This window comes from Modestobacter sp. SYSU DS0904 (assembly GCF_054051115.1).
The window spans coordinates 83,767-97,885 of the sequence record NZ_JBJHAQ010000013.1 but is presented as its reverse complement, the minus strand read 5'-3'; the positions used below and the strand labels follow the sequence as shown (position 1 = coordinate 97,885).

General features: G+C 76.7%; 15 protein-coding genes. 8 read left to right on the top strand and 7 right to left on the bottom strand.

The window, feature by feature from the left end; all coding sequences use genetic code 11:
- The first annotated feature begins 93 nt into the window (after nucleotides 1–93).
- On the top strand, nucleotides 94–1,176 hold the full coding sequence (locus ACI79U_RS11045; protein ID WP_457068106.1) for a cobalt-precorrin-5B (C(1))-methyltransferase: 1,083 nt from the start codon (nucleotides 94–96) through the stop codon (nucleotides 1,174–1,176).
- 2 nt (nucleotides 1,177–1,178) lie between these two features.
- Here ACI79U_RS11045 and cobM read toward each other — a convergent pair whose 3' ends face one another.
- From cobM to def, 3 genes are all read right to left on the bottom strand, one after another.
- A complete protein-coding gene (gene cobM, locus ACI79U_RS11040; protein WP_457068109.1) occupies nucleotides 1,179–1,919 on the bottom strand; it encodes a precorrin-4 C(11)-methyltransferase in 741 nt (246 codons plus the stop codon).
- A 139-nt stretch (nucleotides 1,920–2,058) separates the two neighbouring features.
- A complete protein-coding gene (gene cbiE / locus ACI79U_RS11035) occupies nucleotides 2,059–3,270 on the bottom strand; it encodes a precorrin-6y C5,15-methyltransferase (decarboxylating) subunit CbiE (RefSeq protein ID WP_457068111.1) in 1,212 nt (403 codons plus the stop codon).
- A 79-nt stretch (nucleotides 3,271–3,349) separates the two neighbouring features.
- A complete protein-coding gene (gene def / locus ACI79U_RS11030) occupies nucleotides 3,350–3,907 on the bottom strand; it encodes a peptide deformylase (protein WP_457068113.1) in 558 nt (185 codons plus the stop codon).
- A gap of 47 nt (nucleotides 3,908–3,954) precedes the next feature.
- Between def and ACI79U_RS11025 the strand changes: the two genes are divergently transcribed.
- The 6 genes from ACI79U_RS11025 to ACI79U_RS11000 all read left to right on the top strand — a co-directional run bounded on the left by ACI79U_RS11025 (nucleotide 3,955) and on the right by ACI79U_RS11000 (nucleotide 10,569).
- Nucleotides 3,955–4,926, top strand: coding sequence for a cobalamin biosynthesis protein (locus tag ACI79U_RS11025; protein WP_457068116.1), 972 nt, complete (start codon nucleotides 3,955–3,957; stop codon nucleotides 4,924–4,926).
- Nucleotides 4,927–5,189: 263 nt separating this feature from the next.
- Entirely contained in the window at nucleotides 5,190–6,638 is a 1,449-nt protein-coding gene (yczR, locus tag ACI79U_RS11020; protein WP_457068118.1) for a MocR-like transcription factor YczR, read from the top strand.
- Between the two features lie 207 nt (nucleotides 6,639–6,845).
- Complete coding sequence (locus ACI79U_RS11015; protein ID WP_457068121.1) at nucleotides 6,846–7,598, top strand: PAS and ANTAR domain-containing protein; 753 nt, start codon at nucleotides 6,846–6,848, stop codon at nucleotides 7,596–7,598.
- A 123-nt stretch (nucleotides 7,599–7,721) separates the two neighbouring features.
- Nucleotides 7,722–8,387 carry a lysophospholipid acyltransferase family protein gene (locus tag ACI79U_RS11010; protein ID WP_457068123.1) on the top strand — a complete coding sequence of 222 codons (666 nt, stop codon included), beginning with the start codon at nucleotides 7,722–7,724 and terminating at the stop codon, nucleotides 8,385–8,387.
- Nucleotides 8,384–9,883, top strand: a complete 1,500-nt coding sequence (locus ACI79U_RS11005; RefSeq protein ID WP_457068125.1) for a cobyric acid synthase — start codon at nucleotides 8,384–8,386, stop codon at nucleotides 9,881–9,883. Before ACI79U_RS11010 ends, ACI79U_RS11005 begins: the two co-directional genes overlap by 4 nt.
- A 56-nt stretch (nucleotides 9,884–9,939) precedes the next feature.
- Nucleotides 9,940–10,569 carry an MSMEG_1061 family FMN-dependent PPOX-type flavoprotein gene (locus ACI79U_RS11000; RefSeq protein WP_457068128.1) on the top strand — a complete coding sequence of 210 codons (630 nt, stop codon included), beginning with the start codon at nucleotides 9,940–9,942 and terminating at the stop codon, nucleotides 10,567–10,569.
- A 10-nt stretch (nucleotides 10,570–10,579) separates the two neighbouring features.
- Here ACI79U_RS11000 and ACI79U_RS10995 read toward each other — a convergent pair whose 3' ends face one another.
- Nucleotides 10,580–10,777, bottom strand: a complete 198-nt coding sequence (locus ACI79U_RS10995) for a hypothetical protein (RefSeq protein ID WP_457068130.1) — start codon at nucleotides 10,775–10,777, stop codon at nucleotides 10,580–10,582.
- Nucleotides 10,778–11,005: 228 nt separating this feature from the next.
- Here ACI79U_RS10995 and ACI79U_RS10990 point away from each other — a divergent pair, with 228 nt between their 5' ends.
- Nucleotides 11,006–11,503: a type II toxin-antitoxin system PemK/MazF family toxin gene (locus ACI79U_RS10990; RefSeq protein ID WP_457068132.1), complete on the top strand. Its 498-nt coding sequence runs from the start codon at nucleotides 11,006–11,008 to the stop codon at nucleotides 11,501–11,503.
- 4 nt (nucleotides 11,504–11,507) lie between these two features.
- On the opposite strand, the gene ACI79U_RS10985 is transcribed toward ACI79U_RS10990, so the two are convergent.
- The 3 genes from ACI79U_RS10985 to ACI79U_RS10975 form a co-directional block, all read right to left on the bottom strand.
- Complete coding sequence (locus ACI79U_RS10985) at nucleotides 11,508–11,720, bottom strand: hypothetical protein (protein WP_457068134.1); 213 nt, start codon at nucleotides 11,718–11,720, stop codon at nucleotides 11,508–11,510.
- A 144-nt stretch (nucleotides 11,721–11,864) separates the two neighbouring features.
- The gene (locus ACI79U_RS10980) at nucleotides 11,865–12,926 is read right to left on the bottom strand and encodes an AI-2E family transporter (RefSeq protein WP_457068136.1); all 1,062 of its coding nucleotides are present in this window, start codon (nucleotides 12,924–12,926) and stop codon (nucleotides 11,865–11,867) included.
- Nucleotides 12,927–13,024: 98 nt separating this feature from the next.
- Nucleotides 13,025–14,101 (bottom strand): AbrB family transcriptional regulator, encoded by a 1,077-nt coding sequence (locus ACI79U_RS10975; RefSeq protein ID WP_457068138.1) that lies wholly within the window; start codon nucleotides 14,099–14,101, stop codon nucleotides 13,025–13,027.
- Between the last annotated feature and the right edge of the window lie 18 nt (nucleotides 14,102–14,119).

Here is a 14,119-nt window from a genome sequence, read left to right as displayed (position 1 = left end):
CGTTCCCCCGTCGCCGAGTGTCGAGTCGTCCACGCCTGCACGGCGAACGAGGCGTCGACAGGTCGTCACTCGACGGCCGTGCACGATGGTCCCGTGAGCAGGGACGGCAGCGCAGGGCTGCGGCACGGCTGGACGACGGGCGCCTGCGCGACCGCGGCCACCACCGCCGCCTACACCGCGCTGCTCACCGGCGACTTCCCCGACCCGGTGCAGATCGACCTGCCCAACGACCGGCACCCGTCCTTCGCCCTGGCGAAGGAGCGGCTGACCGACGACGCCGCGAGCGCCGGCATCGTCAAGGACGCCGGCGACGACCCCGACGTCACCCACGGCGCGCTGGTCTCCGCACGGGTGACCCGCGGCGAACCCGGCAGCGGCGTGCTGTTCCGCGCCGGCGAGGGTGTGGGCACGGTGACCAAGCCCGGCCTCCCCCTGGCGGTGGGCGAGCCGGCGATCAACCCGATGCCGCGCCAGTTCATCCGCGAGCACGTGGCGGCGGTGGCGCGCGAGCACGGTGGCACCGGCGACGTCGTCGTCGAGATCTCCATCGCCGGCGGCGCCGAGCTCGCCCGGAAGACGTGGAACCCGCGGCTGGGCATCCTCGGTGGCCTGTCGGTGCTGGGCACCACCGGCGTCGTCGTCCCCTACTCCTGCTCGTCGTGGATCGACTCGATCCGCCGCGGCATCGACGTCGCCCGGGCCGCCGGGCGGGAGCACGTCGCCGGGTGCACCGGGTCGACCAGCGAGCGGGTGGCGCAGCAGCTGTACGGCCTGCCGGACGACGCGCTGCTGGACATGGGCGACTTCGCCGGCGCGGTGCTGAAGTACCTGCGCCGCCACCCGGTGCCGCGGCTGACCGTGGCCGGGGGCATCGGCAAGCTCACCAAGCTGGCCGAGGGGCACCTGGACCTGCACTCGGCGCGCTCCCAGGTGTCGTTCACCGCGCTGGCGCAGCTGGTGGCCGACGCCGGCGGCGCCGCGGACCTGGTCGACGGCGTGCGGGGCGCGAACACCGCGCTGGACGCGCTGCGGCAGTGCCAGGCCGCCGGGCTGCCGCTGGGCGACCTGGTCGCCGCCGGCGCCCGCCGGACGGCGGAGGGCGTGCTGCTCGGCGCCCCGGTCGAGGTCGACGTCGTGGTGATCGACCGCGCCGGGGTGGTCGTCGGCCGCGCCTGACATCAGCGCGGGCGCGTCGTCGAGTAGAGGTGGCTGTCCGGGAACTCCCCGGCGGTCAGCACCCGGCCGATGATGACGACGGCGGTGCGCTTCACCCCGGCGTCGGCGACCTGCTGCGCGATGTCGGCGAGCGTGCCGCGCAACGTCAGCTCGTCGTCCCGGCTGGCCCGCGCGACCACCGCGACCGGGCAGTCACCGCCGTAGTGCGCGGCCAGCTCGGGGGCGAGCACGTCCAGGCGCTGCACGGCCAGGTGCAGCACCAGCGTCGCGCCGGTGGCGGCGTAGGCGGCCAGCTCCTCCCCCGGCGGCATCGGCGTCGACCGCGCCGAGGTCCGGGTGAGGACGACGGTCTGCGCCACCCCGGGCACGGTCAGCTCCCGCTTCAGGCTGGCGGCGGCCGCCGCGAACGCCGGCACCCCCGGGACGACGTCGTAGGGCACCCCCGCGGCGTCCAGCCGGCGCATCTGCTCGGCCATCGCGCTGTAGACCGAGGGATCGCCGGAGTGCAGCCGGGCGACGTCGAGACCGGCCTGGTGCGCAGCGACCAGCTCGGCGGTGATCCGGTCCAGGTCCAGGTCGGCGGTGTCGACCAGCCGGGCGCCGGCCGGGGCGGTGTCCAGCAGCTCCCGGGGCACCAGCGCGCCGGCGTACAGGCAGACCGGGCTCGCGGCGATGATCCGCGCCGCCCGCACGGTGATCAGGTCCGCGGCCCCCGGCCCCGCCCCGATGAAGTGGACTACCACTCCGCGATCCTGCCGGATCGCACCGCGGCCAGGTGCCGTGCCCCGGGTGCGCGGAGCCCTTCCCGGCGTCCGCGCCGGGAGCCTCCGGCCCCGCGTCGCGTCCACCGACGCCCTCCGGGCGGAGATCCGTGCATCCCGGTCACCTCTGCACGCTCCAGATCGTCACGGGCATGGCCGGCTTCCAGCCGGTGAAGCCGCCGACAGGCTGGGCCTGGGCGACCGACAGCCGGGTCAGCGAGCCGCCGCAGCGGCCGTGCCACTCGGCGAGCACCGCCTCGCTCTCCAGGGTCACCGCGTTCACCACCAGCCGGCCACCGGGGGCGAGCGCCGCCCAGACGGTGTCCAGCAGCAGCGGGGTGGTGGCCCCGCCCCCGACGAAGACGGCGTCCGGCGGAGGCAGGTCGACCAGGGCGTCGGGCGCGGAGCCGGGCACCACCCGCAGGTCGGGGACGCCGAGCCGGTCGGCGTTCCGCGCGATCCGCTCCGCCCGCGCCGGATCGGCCTCCACGGCGACCGCCCGGCAGGTCGGGTGCACCCGCATCCACTCGATGCCGATCGACCCGGCGCCGGCGCCGACGTCCCACAGCAGCTGGCCGGGCAACGGGACCAGCCGGGCCAGCGTGACCGCCCGGACGTCGCGCTTGGTCAGCTGCCCGTCGTTCAGGTACGCGTCGTCGGGCAGGCCGGGCACCGTCGGCAGCGGGGTGGCGCCGGGGTCGGTGACCACCTCGACCGCGGTCACCACCAGCGGGTCGGTCTCCGGGTGCGGCCAGGCGGCGGCGGTGCCGGTGGACCGGCCCTCGCCCGGGCCGCCGAGCTGGGCCAGCGCGGTCAGCCGGCTGCCGCCGTGCCCCCAGGCGGTCAGCCGGTCGGCGATCTCGGCCGGGGTGCGCCCGTCGGAGCCCAGCACCAGCAGCCGGCGGCCCGGGGTGACGTGCGGGGCGAGCAGCTCCACCGGGCGGCCGACGACGGAGACCACGGTGGTCTCCTCCACCGCCCAGCCCAGCCGGGCACAGGCCAGCGTCACCGACGACGGGTGCGGGACGACCTCGACGGCGTCGGCGCCGAACAGCCGGACCAGCGAGGTGCCGACCCCGGAGAACATCGGGTCACCGCTGGCCAGCACCACGACCCGCCGCCCCGGGTGGGCGTCGGGCAGCCCGGCCAGCGCGGGCGTCATCGGCGCGGGCCACGGCACCCGCTCGGCGGTGACCGCCGGCGGCACCAGGTCGAGCTGCCGGGCGCTGCCGCGCAGCACCTCGGCGCCCGCGATCGCCCGCTGCGCCACCGGCGACAACCCGTCCCAGCCGTCGGCACCGATCCCGACGACGGTCACCGAGAACCCGCTCACGCGGCGCACACCGGCGCGACTCCGGCCTCGATCCGCTCCCCGGTCGCTGGCGCTCCCTGCGATGCCCCCTCGACCGTCGTCACGCGGGGAGCTCGCCCTCCGGGCCGGCCGCCTCGGCCAGCAGCCGCTCGCGCAGCTCCTCGGGCAGCAGGTCGACGTAGACGGTGCCGTTGAGGTGGTCGACCTCGTGCTGCAGGCAGCGCGCGGCCATCCCGGTCGCCTCGATCGAGGTGGGGTCTCCGTGCACGTCGACGCCGTCCACCCGCGCCCGGAAGGCCCGCGGCAGCTCGGCGTACGGACCGGGGACCGAGAGACAGCCCTCCTCGGTGGTCTCGGTCGCCGGCTCGTCGTCGGCCGGCGGCAGGATGGTCAGCTCCGGGTTGACCACGTAGCCGGCGACGTCCTCGCCGTGCGCGTCCGGGCAGTCGATGACGAACACCCGCGCGTCGACGCCGATCTGGTTGGCCGCCAGCCCCACGCCGTCGGCGGCCTGCATGCTGGCGAACATGTCCAGCACCAGGTGCCGCAGCGCCCGGTCGAAGACGGTGACCGGGGCGCAGGGACGGTGCAGCACGGGGTTGCTGCCGTAGGTGACGATCGGCCGGGCGACGCCGTCGTAACGGCCGGGCAGGCGCATGACCGTCGATCCTAGGGACCCGGGCGCCGCTCCCTACAGTGACCGGGATGTCCAGCGCCTCCGCCACCCGCCGGGCGACCGCCGCGGGCCTGGCCCTGGGCGCGGCTGCCGACCTGCTGCTCGCCGATCCGCGCCGCTGCCACCCGGTCGCCGGCTTCGGCCGGGCCGCGGCCGCGCTGGAACGCCGCGTCTGGCGCGACGACCGGGCCACGGGCGTGGCGTACACGGCCGCCTGCGTCGGGACGGCGACCGCGCTGGGCACCGTCCTGGCCCGGGCCACCGCCGCCTCCCCGGCCGCCCGGACGGCGGTCACCGCGCTGGCCACCTGGACGGTGCTCGGCGGCACCTCGCTGGACCGGGCGGCGGCCACGATGGCGCACCACCTCGACGCCGGGGACCTGCCCGCCGCCCGGGCGCACCTGTCCACCCTCGCCGGACGCAACCCCTCGGGGCTGGCCGAGCCCGAGCTGGTCCGGGCCACGGTGGAGTCGGTCGCGGAGAACACCTCCGACGCCGCCGTCGCGCCGCTGTTCTGGGGCGCGGTGGCCGGGCTGCCCGGGCTGCTCGGCTACCGGGCGGCCAACACCCTGGACGCGATGGTCGGCTACCGGTCGGCCCGGTACGAGCGCTTCGGCTGGGCCTCCGCCCGGCTGGACGACGTCCTCAACTGGGTCCCGGCCCGGCTCACCGCGGCCCTCACCGTGGCCGCCGCCCCGGTCGCCGCCGGGTCGGCCAGCGGTGCGTGGCGGGCCTGGCGGCGGGACGGCGGCGCGCACCCCAGCCCGAACGCCGGGCGGTGCGAGGCCGCGCTGGCCGGGGCGCTGGACCTGCGGCTGGGCGGGCGCAACGTGTACGGCAGCCGGGTGGAGGAACGGCCCACCCTCGGCGACGGTCAGCCGCCGGTGCGCGCGGACATCCGCCGCGCCGCCCGGCTCTCCCGGGTGGTGTGGACGACCGCGGCGATCTTGGCCGCGATCAGCCGGGTGCGGCGGAACACCCGCCGGGGTCCGCGCGCCTGACGCGGCTGGGCCGGGTGCCGGGGCAGCGCGCCGCGCGGCTCGGGCAGGACCGGGAAACCGGCCGGGTCGACGTGCGGGTGGCTGGCCGGTGGGTCGGCGGGCCCGAGCCCGCCGCGCAGGGTGACCAGCAGGGTGTGCCCGGCCAGCGCACCCAGCACCAGGAACAGGACGATCAGGACGGCCAGGCCGCCGGTAGGGGTCATGGCGGAACAGTGGCATCGTCCGGCGTGGCTGAAAGCAGGCCAATCTGGCAGGGTGGCGCCATGCCACCCGTCGCCGTCGACCAGTCCACTCCCGCGCAGGAGCTGGCCACCCTGGTCGGGCCGGTCGCTGCGCTGCCGGCGCCCCGGTACGCCGGGCTGGCCCGGCGGATCCGGGAGCTGGTCGACGCCGGCCGGCTCGCGGCCGGGTCGCGCCTGCCCGCCGAACGCGACCTGGCCACCGCGCTGGCCACCAGCCGGGTGACCGTCGCCTCGGCCTACCGGGTGCTGCGCGAGGAGGGCTGGGCCCGGACCCGGCACGGCTCGGGCACGGTGCTGGAGCCGCCCGGCGGCGCCCCCGCGCGCGACTGGCTGCCGCAGGACGTCCCCGGGCACATCGACCTCGCCCACGCCGCACCCGCGGCGACCTCCCAGCTCGAACCCGCCTACCGGGCCGCGCTGGAGCGGCTGCCCGCGCTCACCGCCGGGCACGGCTACGCCCCGGGCGGGCTGCCTGAGCTGCGGGCGGCGATCGCCGACCGGTTCACCGCGCGCGGCCTGCCCACCGACCCGGAGCAGATCGTGGTCACCGCCGGGGTGGGCGACGCCGCCGCCGTCGTCGCGGACGCGCTGCTCGAGCCCGGCGACCGGGTGCTGGTCGAGCACCCCAGCTACCCCGGCGCGCTGCGCGTCGTCGAGGGCGCCGGGGCCCGGCTGGTGCCGGTCGCCGTCGACGCGGAGCACCCCGACGCCCTGGTCGAGGCCGCCCACCTGGCGGCCCGGCAGAGCGGCCCGCGACTGGCCTACCTGATGCCGGACTTCACCAATCCCACGGGCGCACGGATGTCGGCGGCCGGCCGGCGCCGGCTGGCCGCCACGCTCTGGCAGCAGGGCGTGCTCACCGTCGTCGACGAGGTGTGCGCCGAGCTGTACCTGGACGACGGCCCGCTGCCGCCGTACGCCGCCGGGCTGCCCGATGCCGCCACCGTCACCCTCGGCGGTCTGGCGAAGGCGGTCTGGGGCGGGCTGCGGATCGGCTGGCTGCGCACCGACGCCGCACTGGCCGCCCGGCTGGCCGGGGTGCTCGGCCGCCGCCAGCTCTCCGTCGGCCTGCTCGACCAGCTGACCGCCACCCTGCTGGTGCGCGACCTGGACGCCGTGCTCGCCGAGCGGCGCGAGCAGCTGCGCGTCCAGCGCGCCGCACTGCTGACCGCGCTCGCCGAGCGGCTGCCGGAGTGGCGGGTGCACCCACCGGGCGGCGGGCTGTCGGTGTGGTGCGCCCTGCCGCCCGGGCTCAGCTCCGCCGCGCTGGCCGCCGCCGCCGCGCCGCGGGGGGTGCTGCTGGCCGAGGGGCGGGTCTTCGGCACCGGCCACGCCTTCGACGACCACCTCCGGCTGCCCTTCACCCGACCGGCCGAGCAGCTGCGCACCGCCGTGGAGGTGCTGGCCGGACTCGCCGGCGAGCTGCGCCACGACCTCGGCCGGGCACCGGCGCCACGCACCGTCGTCTGACCCGGCTGTACCGGGCCCATCACAGCCGGTCATGACGCCGCCGGGGTGGCCGAACGCGCCCCCTTTCTCCCTTGAGCACGGAACGGTGGTGGTCGGTAACTTGCAGGGGCGGTCGCCCGCGGAGGGTGACGGCACTCCCCGTCGAGAACACGGCGCGCGGAGAGCCCGCCGGCTGACGCCGGTTCGCTGTCGAGATCGGTCGAGTCGATGCCCCTCAGCGCCATGGCCACCGCCCCCACCGCGACCACCACCGCCCCGCAGCCTGCGCCGGCCGGACACCCCGGCGACGGCGACCCCGGGCCCACGACCGGGCCGGCCGCCGGCCTCACCGGGCGCTTCCGCGGCGAGCTCGCCACCGGGCAGTGGTGGTGGTCCCCCGAGCTGTTCGCCCTCCAGGGGCTGGACCCGGCCACCGTCCAGCCGTCGGTCCAGCTGCTGCTGGCCCACGTCCACCGCGACGACCGCCCGGCCGTCCGGGAGGCGCTGCGGACCGCCGCCACCGCCGGCAGCCCCTTCACCCGCGAGCACCGGCTGATCCGCCCGGACGGCCGGCTGCGCCGCGCCCTGCTGGTGTGCGAGCCGGAGGTCGACCACGCCGGCCGGGTCACCGTGCTCGCCGGGCTGCTCGTCGACCTGACCGACGAGCGCGCCCACCCGCCGACCCCCGCAGCCACCGACCCCACCGACCCGGTGCACCGGCTGGAGACCGAGGTCGAGCAGCTGCGGACCGCGATGGCCAGCCGGGCGGCCATCGAGCAGGCCAAGGGCATCCTGATGCTGCTGATGGGCTGCGGCGACCAGGTCGCCTTCGACCTGCTCGCGCACATCTCCAGCCACACCCACCGGAAGGTGCGCGAGGTGGCGGTGTCGATCATCGACTCGGCCAGTGGGCGCCAGCCCCTGCCGGCCGACGTCCGCGACATCCTGCACGACGCCTGCCCGCCCGGCCGCCGGGTCTGACCCCGGCAGCTGGTCCGTCTGCCCCCGCTCGTCCCGCCCCGGCGCGCGTCGGAGAGGATGCCGGGACCGCCCGGCACCGGAGCCGGTGATCCGGGTGCGGGACGAGCGAGGGGAGGCCGGCGCGTGTTCTACCTGTTCGCCCGGTTCGTGCTGCGGCCGCTGTTCATCGTGGCCTTCCGGCCCACGGTCACCGGCCGGGCCAACGTCCCCCTCACCGGCCCGGTGATCCTGGCCAGCAACCACCTCTCCTTCATCGACAGCTTCGCCATCCCGCTGATGGCCCCCCGCAAGGTCGGTTACCTGGCCAAGTCCGAGTACTGGCACGGCTCGGGCATCGGAGGCTGGCTGACCCGGACGCTGTTCACCGCGCTCGGTGCGCTCCCGGTCGAGCGGGAGGCCTCCCGGGCGGCGCAGGCCGCGCTGGACACCGCGATGGGGGTGCTCCGCGCCGGCGGGGCGTTCGGCGTCTACCCCGAGGGCACCCGGTCCCGCGACGGCCGGCTGGCCCGCGGCAAGACCGGCGTCGCCTGGCTGGCGCTCACCGCCGACTGCCCGGTGGTGCCGGTGGCGGTGCACGGCACCGACCGGGTGCAGCCGGTCGGCGCACGCTGGCCGCGCCCGCACCGCATCCGGGTCACCTTCGGTGAGCCGCTGACCTTCCCCGAGCACCGCGGCCTGGCCGGCAAGGGCCGGGCCCGCCGGGAGGTCACCGACCAGGTGATGGAGGCGATCGCCGAGCTCTCCGGTCAGGAGAAGGCCGGCTGGGGCAGCACCTCGACCGCGGCATGACGGGCGCGCTGCTCGTCGCCGGCACCACCTCCGACGCCGGCAAGTCGGTGGTCACCGCCGGCATCTGCCGCTGGCTGGTGCGCCAGGGGGTCTCGGTCGCCCCGTTCAAGGCGCAGAACATGAGCAACAACTCCATGGTCACCGCCGACGGCGCGGAGATCGGGCGGGCCCAGGTCATGCAGGCCGCCGCCGCCCGGGTCGAGCCGGAGGCGGCGATGAACCCGGTGCTGCTCAAGCCCGGCGGGGAGAACGCAAGCCAGGTCGTCGTGCTGGGCAGGCCGGTCGCCGACGTCACCGCACTGTCCTACCGGCCGATGAAGGCCGCCCTGCTGGAGCAGGCGCTGGCCTGCCTGGCCGACCTGCGGTCCCGGTTCGACGTGGTGGTCTGCGAGGGCGCGGGCTCCCCCACCGAGATCAACCTGCGCGCCGACGACATCGCCAACATGGGCCTGGCCACCGCCGCGCAGCTGCCGGTGGTGGTGGTCGGCGACATCGACCGCGGCGGGGTCTTCGCCGCGCTCTACGGAACCCTCGCCCTCATGCCCCCGGCCGACCAGCGGCTGGTGGCCGGCTTCCTGGTGAACAAGTTCCGCGGTGACGCCCGGCTGCTCGCCCCCGGCCTGGACCAGCTGCGCGACCTCACCGGCCGCCCGACCCTCGGCGTGCTGCCCTTCCGCACCGGCCTGCACCTGGACGTCGAGGACTCCCTCGGCATCGACGCCGTCCGCGGCCCGGCGCTGCCGCCGCACGGGGAGGACGTGCTGCGGGTGTCGGTGGCCCGGCTGCCCCGGCTGTCGAACTTCACCGACCTCGACGCGCTCGCCGCCGAGCCGGGGGTGCTGGTGCGCTGGGCCACCCGCCCGGAGGAGCTCGCCGACGCAGACCTGGTGGTGCTGCCCGGCTCCCGCTCGACCGTGGCCGACCTGCAGTGGCTGCGGGAGGCCGGGCTGGCCGACGCCGTCACGCGCCACGCCGCCGCGGGCCGGGCGGTGCTCGGCATCTGCGGCGGCCACCAGATGCTGGCCCGCACGATCACCGACGACGTCGAGTCCCGGACCGGCGTCGTCCCCGGGCTCGGGCTGCTGCCCGCCGACGTGACCTTCGCCCGGGAGAAGACCCTGGGCCGCCCCTCCGGCTCCGCCCTCGGTCAGCGGGTCCGCGGCTACGAGATCCACCACGGCGTGGTCCGTCTCGACGACGACGCCGAGCCCTTCCTGGACGGCGCCCGCGCCGGCTCGGTCTTCGGGACGACGTGGCACGGCGCGCTGGAGGACGACGGCTTCCGCCGGGCCTTCCTCACCGAGGTCGCCCGGATCGCCGGGCGCCGGTTCACCGCGGCGCCGGACACCGACTTCGCCGCGGTCCGGGAGGCCCGGCTGGACGCCCTCGGCGACCTGATCGCCGAGCACGCCGACACCGGCGCGCTCTGGCGGCTCATCGAGCACGGCCCCCCGGCCGGCCTGCCGGTGCTGGGCGCGGGACTGGATCTCCGCTGATCGGACCGGGGACGCCGTCCGGCCGACGGCGATCACCGGACCGCTACCGTCGGGGCGTGGACAGCAGCCCCGCCGGCACCGGCAACGCCCGCTCCGACCAGGAGGTGCTCGCCGGCTACCGGCCGCCGAGCCAGCTGGTGCTGGACAAGGAGATCGACCGGATCGACCGGCACTGCGCGGCGTTCATCGGGCTCTCCCCCTTCGCCACGCTCGCCACGGCCGATGCCGACGGCTGGCCGGAGATCAGCCCGCGCGGCGGCGACCCGGGCTTCGTGCACGTGCTCGACGAGCACCGGCTCGCGCTGCCCGACCGGACCGGCAACAACCGGGTCGACAGCCTGCGGAACCTGATCGACAACCCGCGGGCCGCGCTGCTGTTCTTCGTGCCGGGCGCGGAGGAGACGCTCAAGGTGTTCGGGACGACGTCGCTCGCCGGCCCGGACGACCTGGGCGTCGACCTGACCGAGTTCGGCCGGGCGCCCCGCTCGGTGCTGGTGATCCAGGTGCAGCGGGCCTACTTCCAGTGCGGCAAGGCGGTCATGCGCTCGGGCCTGTGGGACCCGAGCACCCACGTCGACCGGTCGACGATGACGCCGTTCGGCGAGGTGCTGCGCGAGCACTGCCGGCTCGACACCCCGCTGCCCGACGACGCGACGATCCGCGCGGACCTGGCCCGGGAGCTGTAGCCCGCGGCGGTCAGCCGGCGAGCTCCTCCCGCTCGGCCCTGCGGGCGGCCACCGCGCGCTGGGCGAGCAGCCGGATCCGATCCGCGCGGGCCCGGCGTTCGGGCCGGTAGCGCGCGTCCTCGACCAGCTGCCACGCGGCCAGGGCACTGGCCCGGACGGTCGTCGGACCCGCGACGTTGACCGGCTGCACCGGCTGGGCCGTGCTCATCACATGCCCTCCCCCCACTGGCGGCAGCGGTCACCGCCGTCGTCCCGTAGTGGCCAGTCGTCGGTCGTCCCAACCGTCGACGTGACCACTCTGCGGCCGATCGAGCACCGTTCGTCGCGAGGATCACACCTGCGGAGTGCTGGCGGAACGACCGACGCGGCGATTCGGATCCGAGACCGGCGTGTCCCCGACCGGCACGCCGCGTGCCCGCTCGCCTACCGTCCGGGCATGACGAGCGGATGGCGCGGGGTGCTGGGCCGACTGGCGTCGGCGGTGCGGACGACGGGTGCGCCGCGCCGTGCACGTCCGGCCACCACCCGCGCGGTGACCGACCCCGAGCGGCCGCTGGAGCTGGACTACCGACCCCGGGACGACGGCCGCCCCGACCCCGGGGAGATCGTCTGGGCGTGGGTCCCCTTCGAGGAGGCCGACGGTCGCGGCAAGGACCGCCCGGTGCTGGTGGTCGGTCGGGACGGCGAGGCGCTGCTGGGCCTGATGCTCACCAGCCGGGACCACGACCGGGACGCCGCCGACGAGGCCCGGCGCGGGCGGCACTGGGTCGACATCGGCAGCGGCGCCTGGGACCGGCGGGGCCGCCCCAGCGAGGTGCGCGTCGACCGGGTGCTGCGGCTGGCCGCCGGTGACGTCCGCCGGGAGGGGGCCACCCTGGACCGGGCCCGGTTCGACGTGGTCGCGACCGAGGTCCGCCGCCTGCACGGCCGCTGACCGGTCAGTCGGCGGAGGGCTCGCTCTCGTGCGCGGGGACACGCGGCCGCAGGTGGTACACGCCGGCACCCTCGGTCAGGCTCTGCAGGTCGTAGCGGTGCACGACCTTCGGCCCGCCGTGCAGGTGGACGTGGGTGACGGTGGGCAGCGGATCGCCGTGCCGGGCCTCGCGGACCTCCACCCGGCCGTCGAGCGGCCCACCGACGAACAGCAGCACGGCGCCCTCGTCCTCGGGAGCGCCGGTTGCGGTCGTGTCGTCCTCGGACAGAGCGGTCCTCCTCGCTCGGTGCCAGTGCCTCGCCGGGTGGCGGCCCCGACCAGGGTAGGCACGGACGGGCGGCTCGTCCCGTACCGCCGGCGCTCAGCCGCCGGCGATCGGAGGTGATCCGTGCCGCGTCCAGACCTCGTGGCCGGCCGCCGAGGCCGCGGCGAGCAGCGGCACGAACAGCAGCGCGCCCGCCAGTCCCCACAGCAGCCCACCGGCCGTCACCGCGATCAGGACCATCGCCGCGTTGATCGGCAGCCGGTTCTTCATCACGTACGGCTCGACCACGTCGTTGCCGAGCTGCTGCACGAGCACGACCAGTCCCAGCACCAGAGTGGCGGTGCCCAGCCCCTGCGCGCCGTAGGCGACCAGCACGGCCACCGCCCCGGCGACGAAGGCGCCGACGGTGGGGATGTAGGACGCGAGGAACTGCAGCACGGCCAGGGTGAGCGCCAGCGGGACGCCGAGCAGCAGCAGGCCGAGCCCGATGCCGACCGCGTCGAACAGGGCCACGACGGTCAGCCCGCGCACGTAGGCGCCCACCGTGCCCCACGCCGCCCGGCCGCCGGCGTCGACGTCCTCCCGCAGCCGACCGCCGAACTTGCCGAGCAGCCACTGCCACATGCCCGGGCCGCTGACCAGGAGCAGGAAGGCCAGCGCGAGGGCGAGGAAGACGGCGAGGAGGCCCTCGAGGACGGTCTGGGCCGGCCCGATCAGCGCCCCGACGCCGGCGCTCCCCTGCCCACCGCCCGTCAGGTCACCGAGGGAGGGCATCGAGATGCCGAGGCCCTCCGAGAGCTGGGTCGACACCCGGTCCAGGGCGTCGCGGAGGTCGGGCAGCTGGGCGGCGATGCGCGCGGTCAGGCCGAGCCCGACACCGGCCAGCACCACCAGGAGCAGCAGCACCGCCGCTCCGGCCGACACCCACCGCGGCACGCCTCGACGGCTCGCCCAGCCCACCGCCGGCGCGGCCACCCCGGCGAGCAGCAGCCCGGTCAGCAGCGCGACCAGCACCAGGGTGAGCTTCACTGCCAGGCCGGCGAGCAGCCAGACCAGGACCGCGAGCACGAGCACCCGCCCGCCCACGGCGGCCGCGCGCACCAGCCAGGCGGGGGCCGCCCGGCCGTCGAGGTCGGATCGGGGTTCGTCGACTGCCATGCCCAGGAGATGCCACGCCAGCGCGACCTGACACATGGCGCCCGCCGATCGCTGCCGGCGGGGCGGCACACCAGCGGGGCGGCCACACCGGCGGGCGGCTAGGTCGGCGGCTGCTCCCGGCGCAGCCAGCGGGCCAGCAGCGGGGCGGTGAAGAGCATGACGAACAGCCGCAGCACCTGGACGGCGAGCACGAACGTCGCGTCCGCCCCGCTGCCGCTGGCGGTGGCCAGCACCGCGTACAGCCCGCCCGGGGTGGTGGCCAGGTAGCCGTCCAGGCGGCTGACCCCGGCGGTCGCCGACAGCACCAGGCCGAGCCCGGCGCACGCCACGATGACGCCGACGATCAGCCCGAGCGCCAGCGGCAGCGCCCGGCCGACCACCCGCAGGCTCGGCCGGGTGAGCCCGATGCCCACCTGCAGCCCGATCGCCAGGAAGGCGGCCGCCTCCACCGGCCCGGGCACCCCGGCGCCCTGCGCGACACCGGTCAGGTCCAGCACGGCGGCGACGGTCAGCGGCCCGAGCAGGGCACCGACCGGGATGCGGGCGACGCGGCCGAGCACCAGCCCGGCCGCCACGCAGACCGCGGTGAACACCAGCCCCGCGACCCAGCCCGGGCCGTCGTCGACCGGCGTCCCACCGGAGGAGGCGCCCCCGTCGACCCCGGCGCCGTAGACCGTGGTCGCCACCACCGGCATCGCCACCACGATCACCAGCACCCGCAGGTACTGCAGCACCCCCACCAGCTGGGCGTCGGCGCCGAGGTCGCGGGCCATCGCGGTGATCCCGGATGCCCCGCCGGCGATCATCGAGAAGGCGCCGGTCACCGAGCTGACGCCCCGCTGCAGGCCCATCAGCTGCCCGGCGGCCAGGCTCACCAGCAGGGTGGCCACGGTGATCACCAGCACCGGCAGCCAGTGCTCGGCGACGACCCGGAGGGTCTCGGGCTGCACCAGCGCGCCGGCCGAGACCCCGATCAGCGCCTGTGCCCCGGTCAGCGCCGGCCGGGGCAGCACCAGCCGGGTGCGGCCGATCAGCGCCCGCCCCAGCCCCGCGGCCAACCCACCGAACAGCGCCGGGGAGGGCACCGCGAGCAGGTCCATGACCAGCGCCAGCAGCACCGCGGCGAGGAGGACGACCGCCCAGTCGACCAGCAACCGCCGTCGTCCCCGCTGCACGCGTGCACTCTGCCGTAG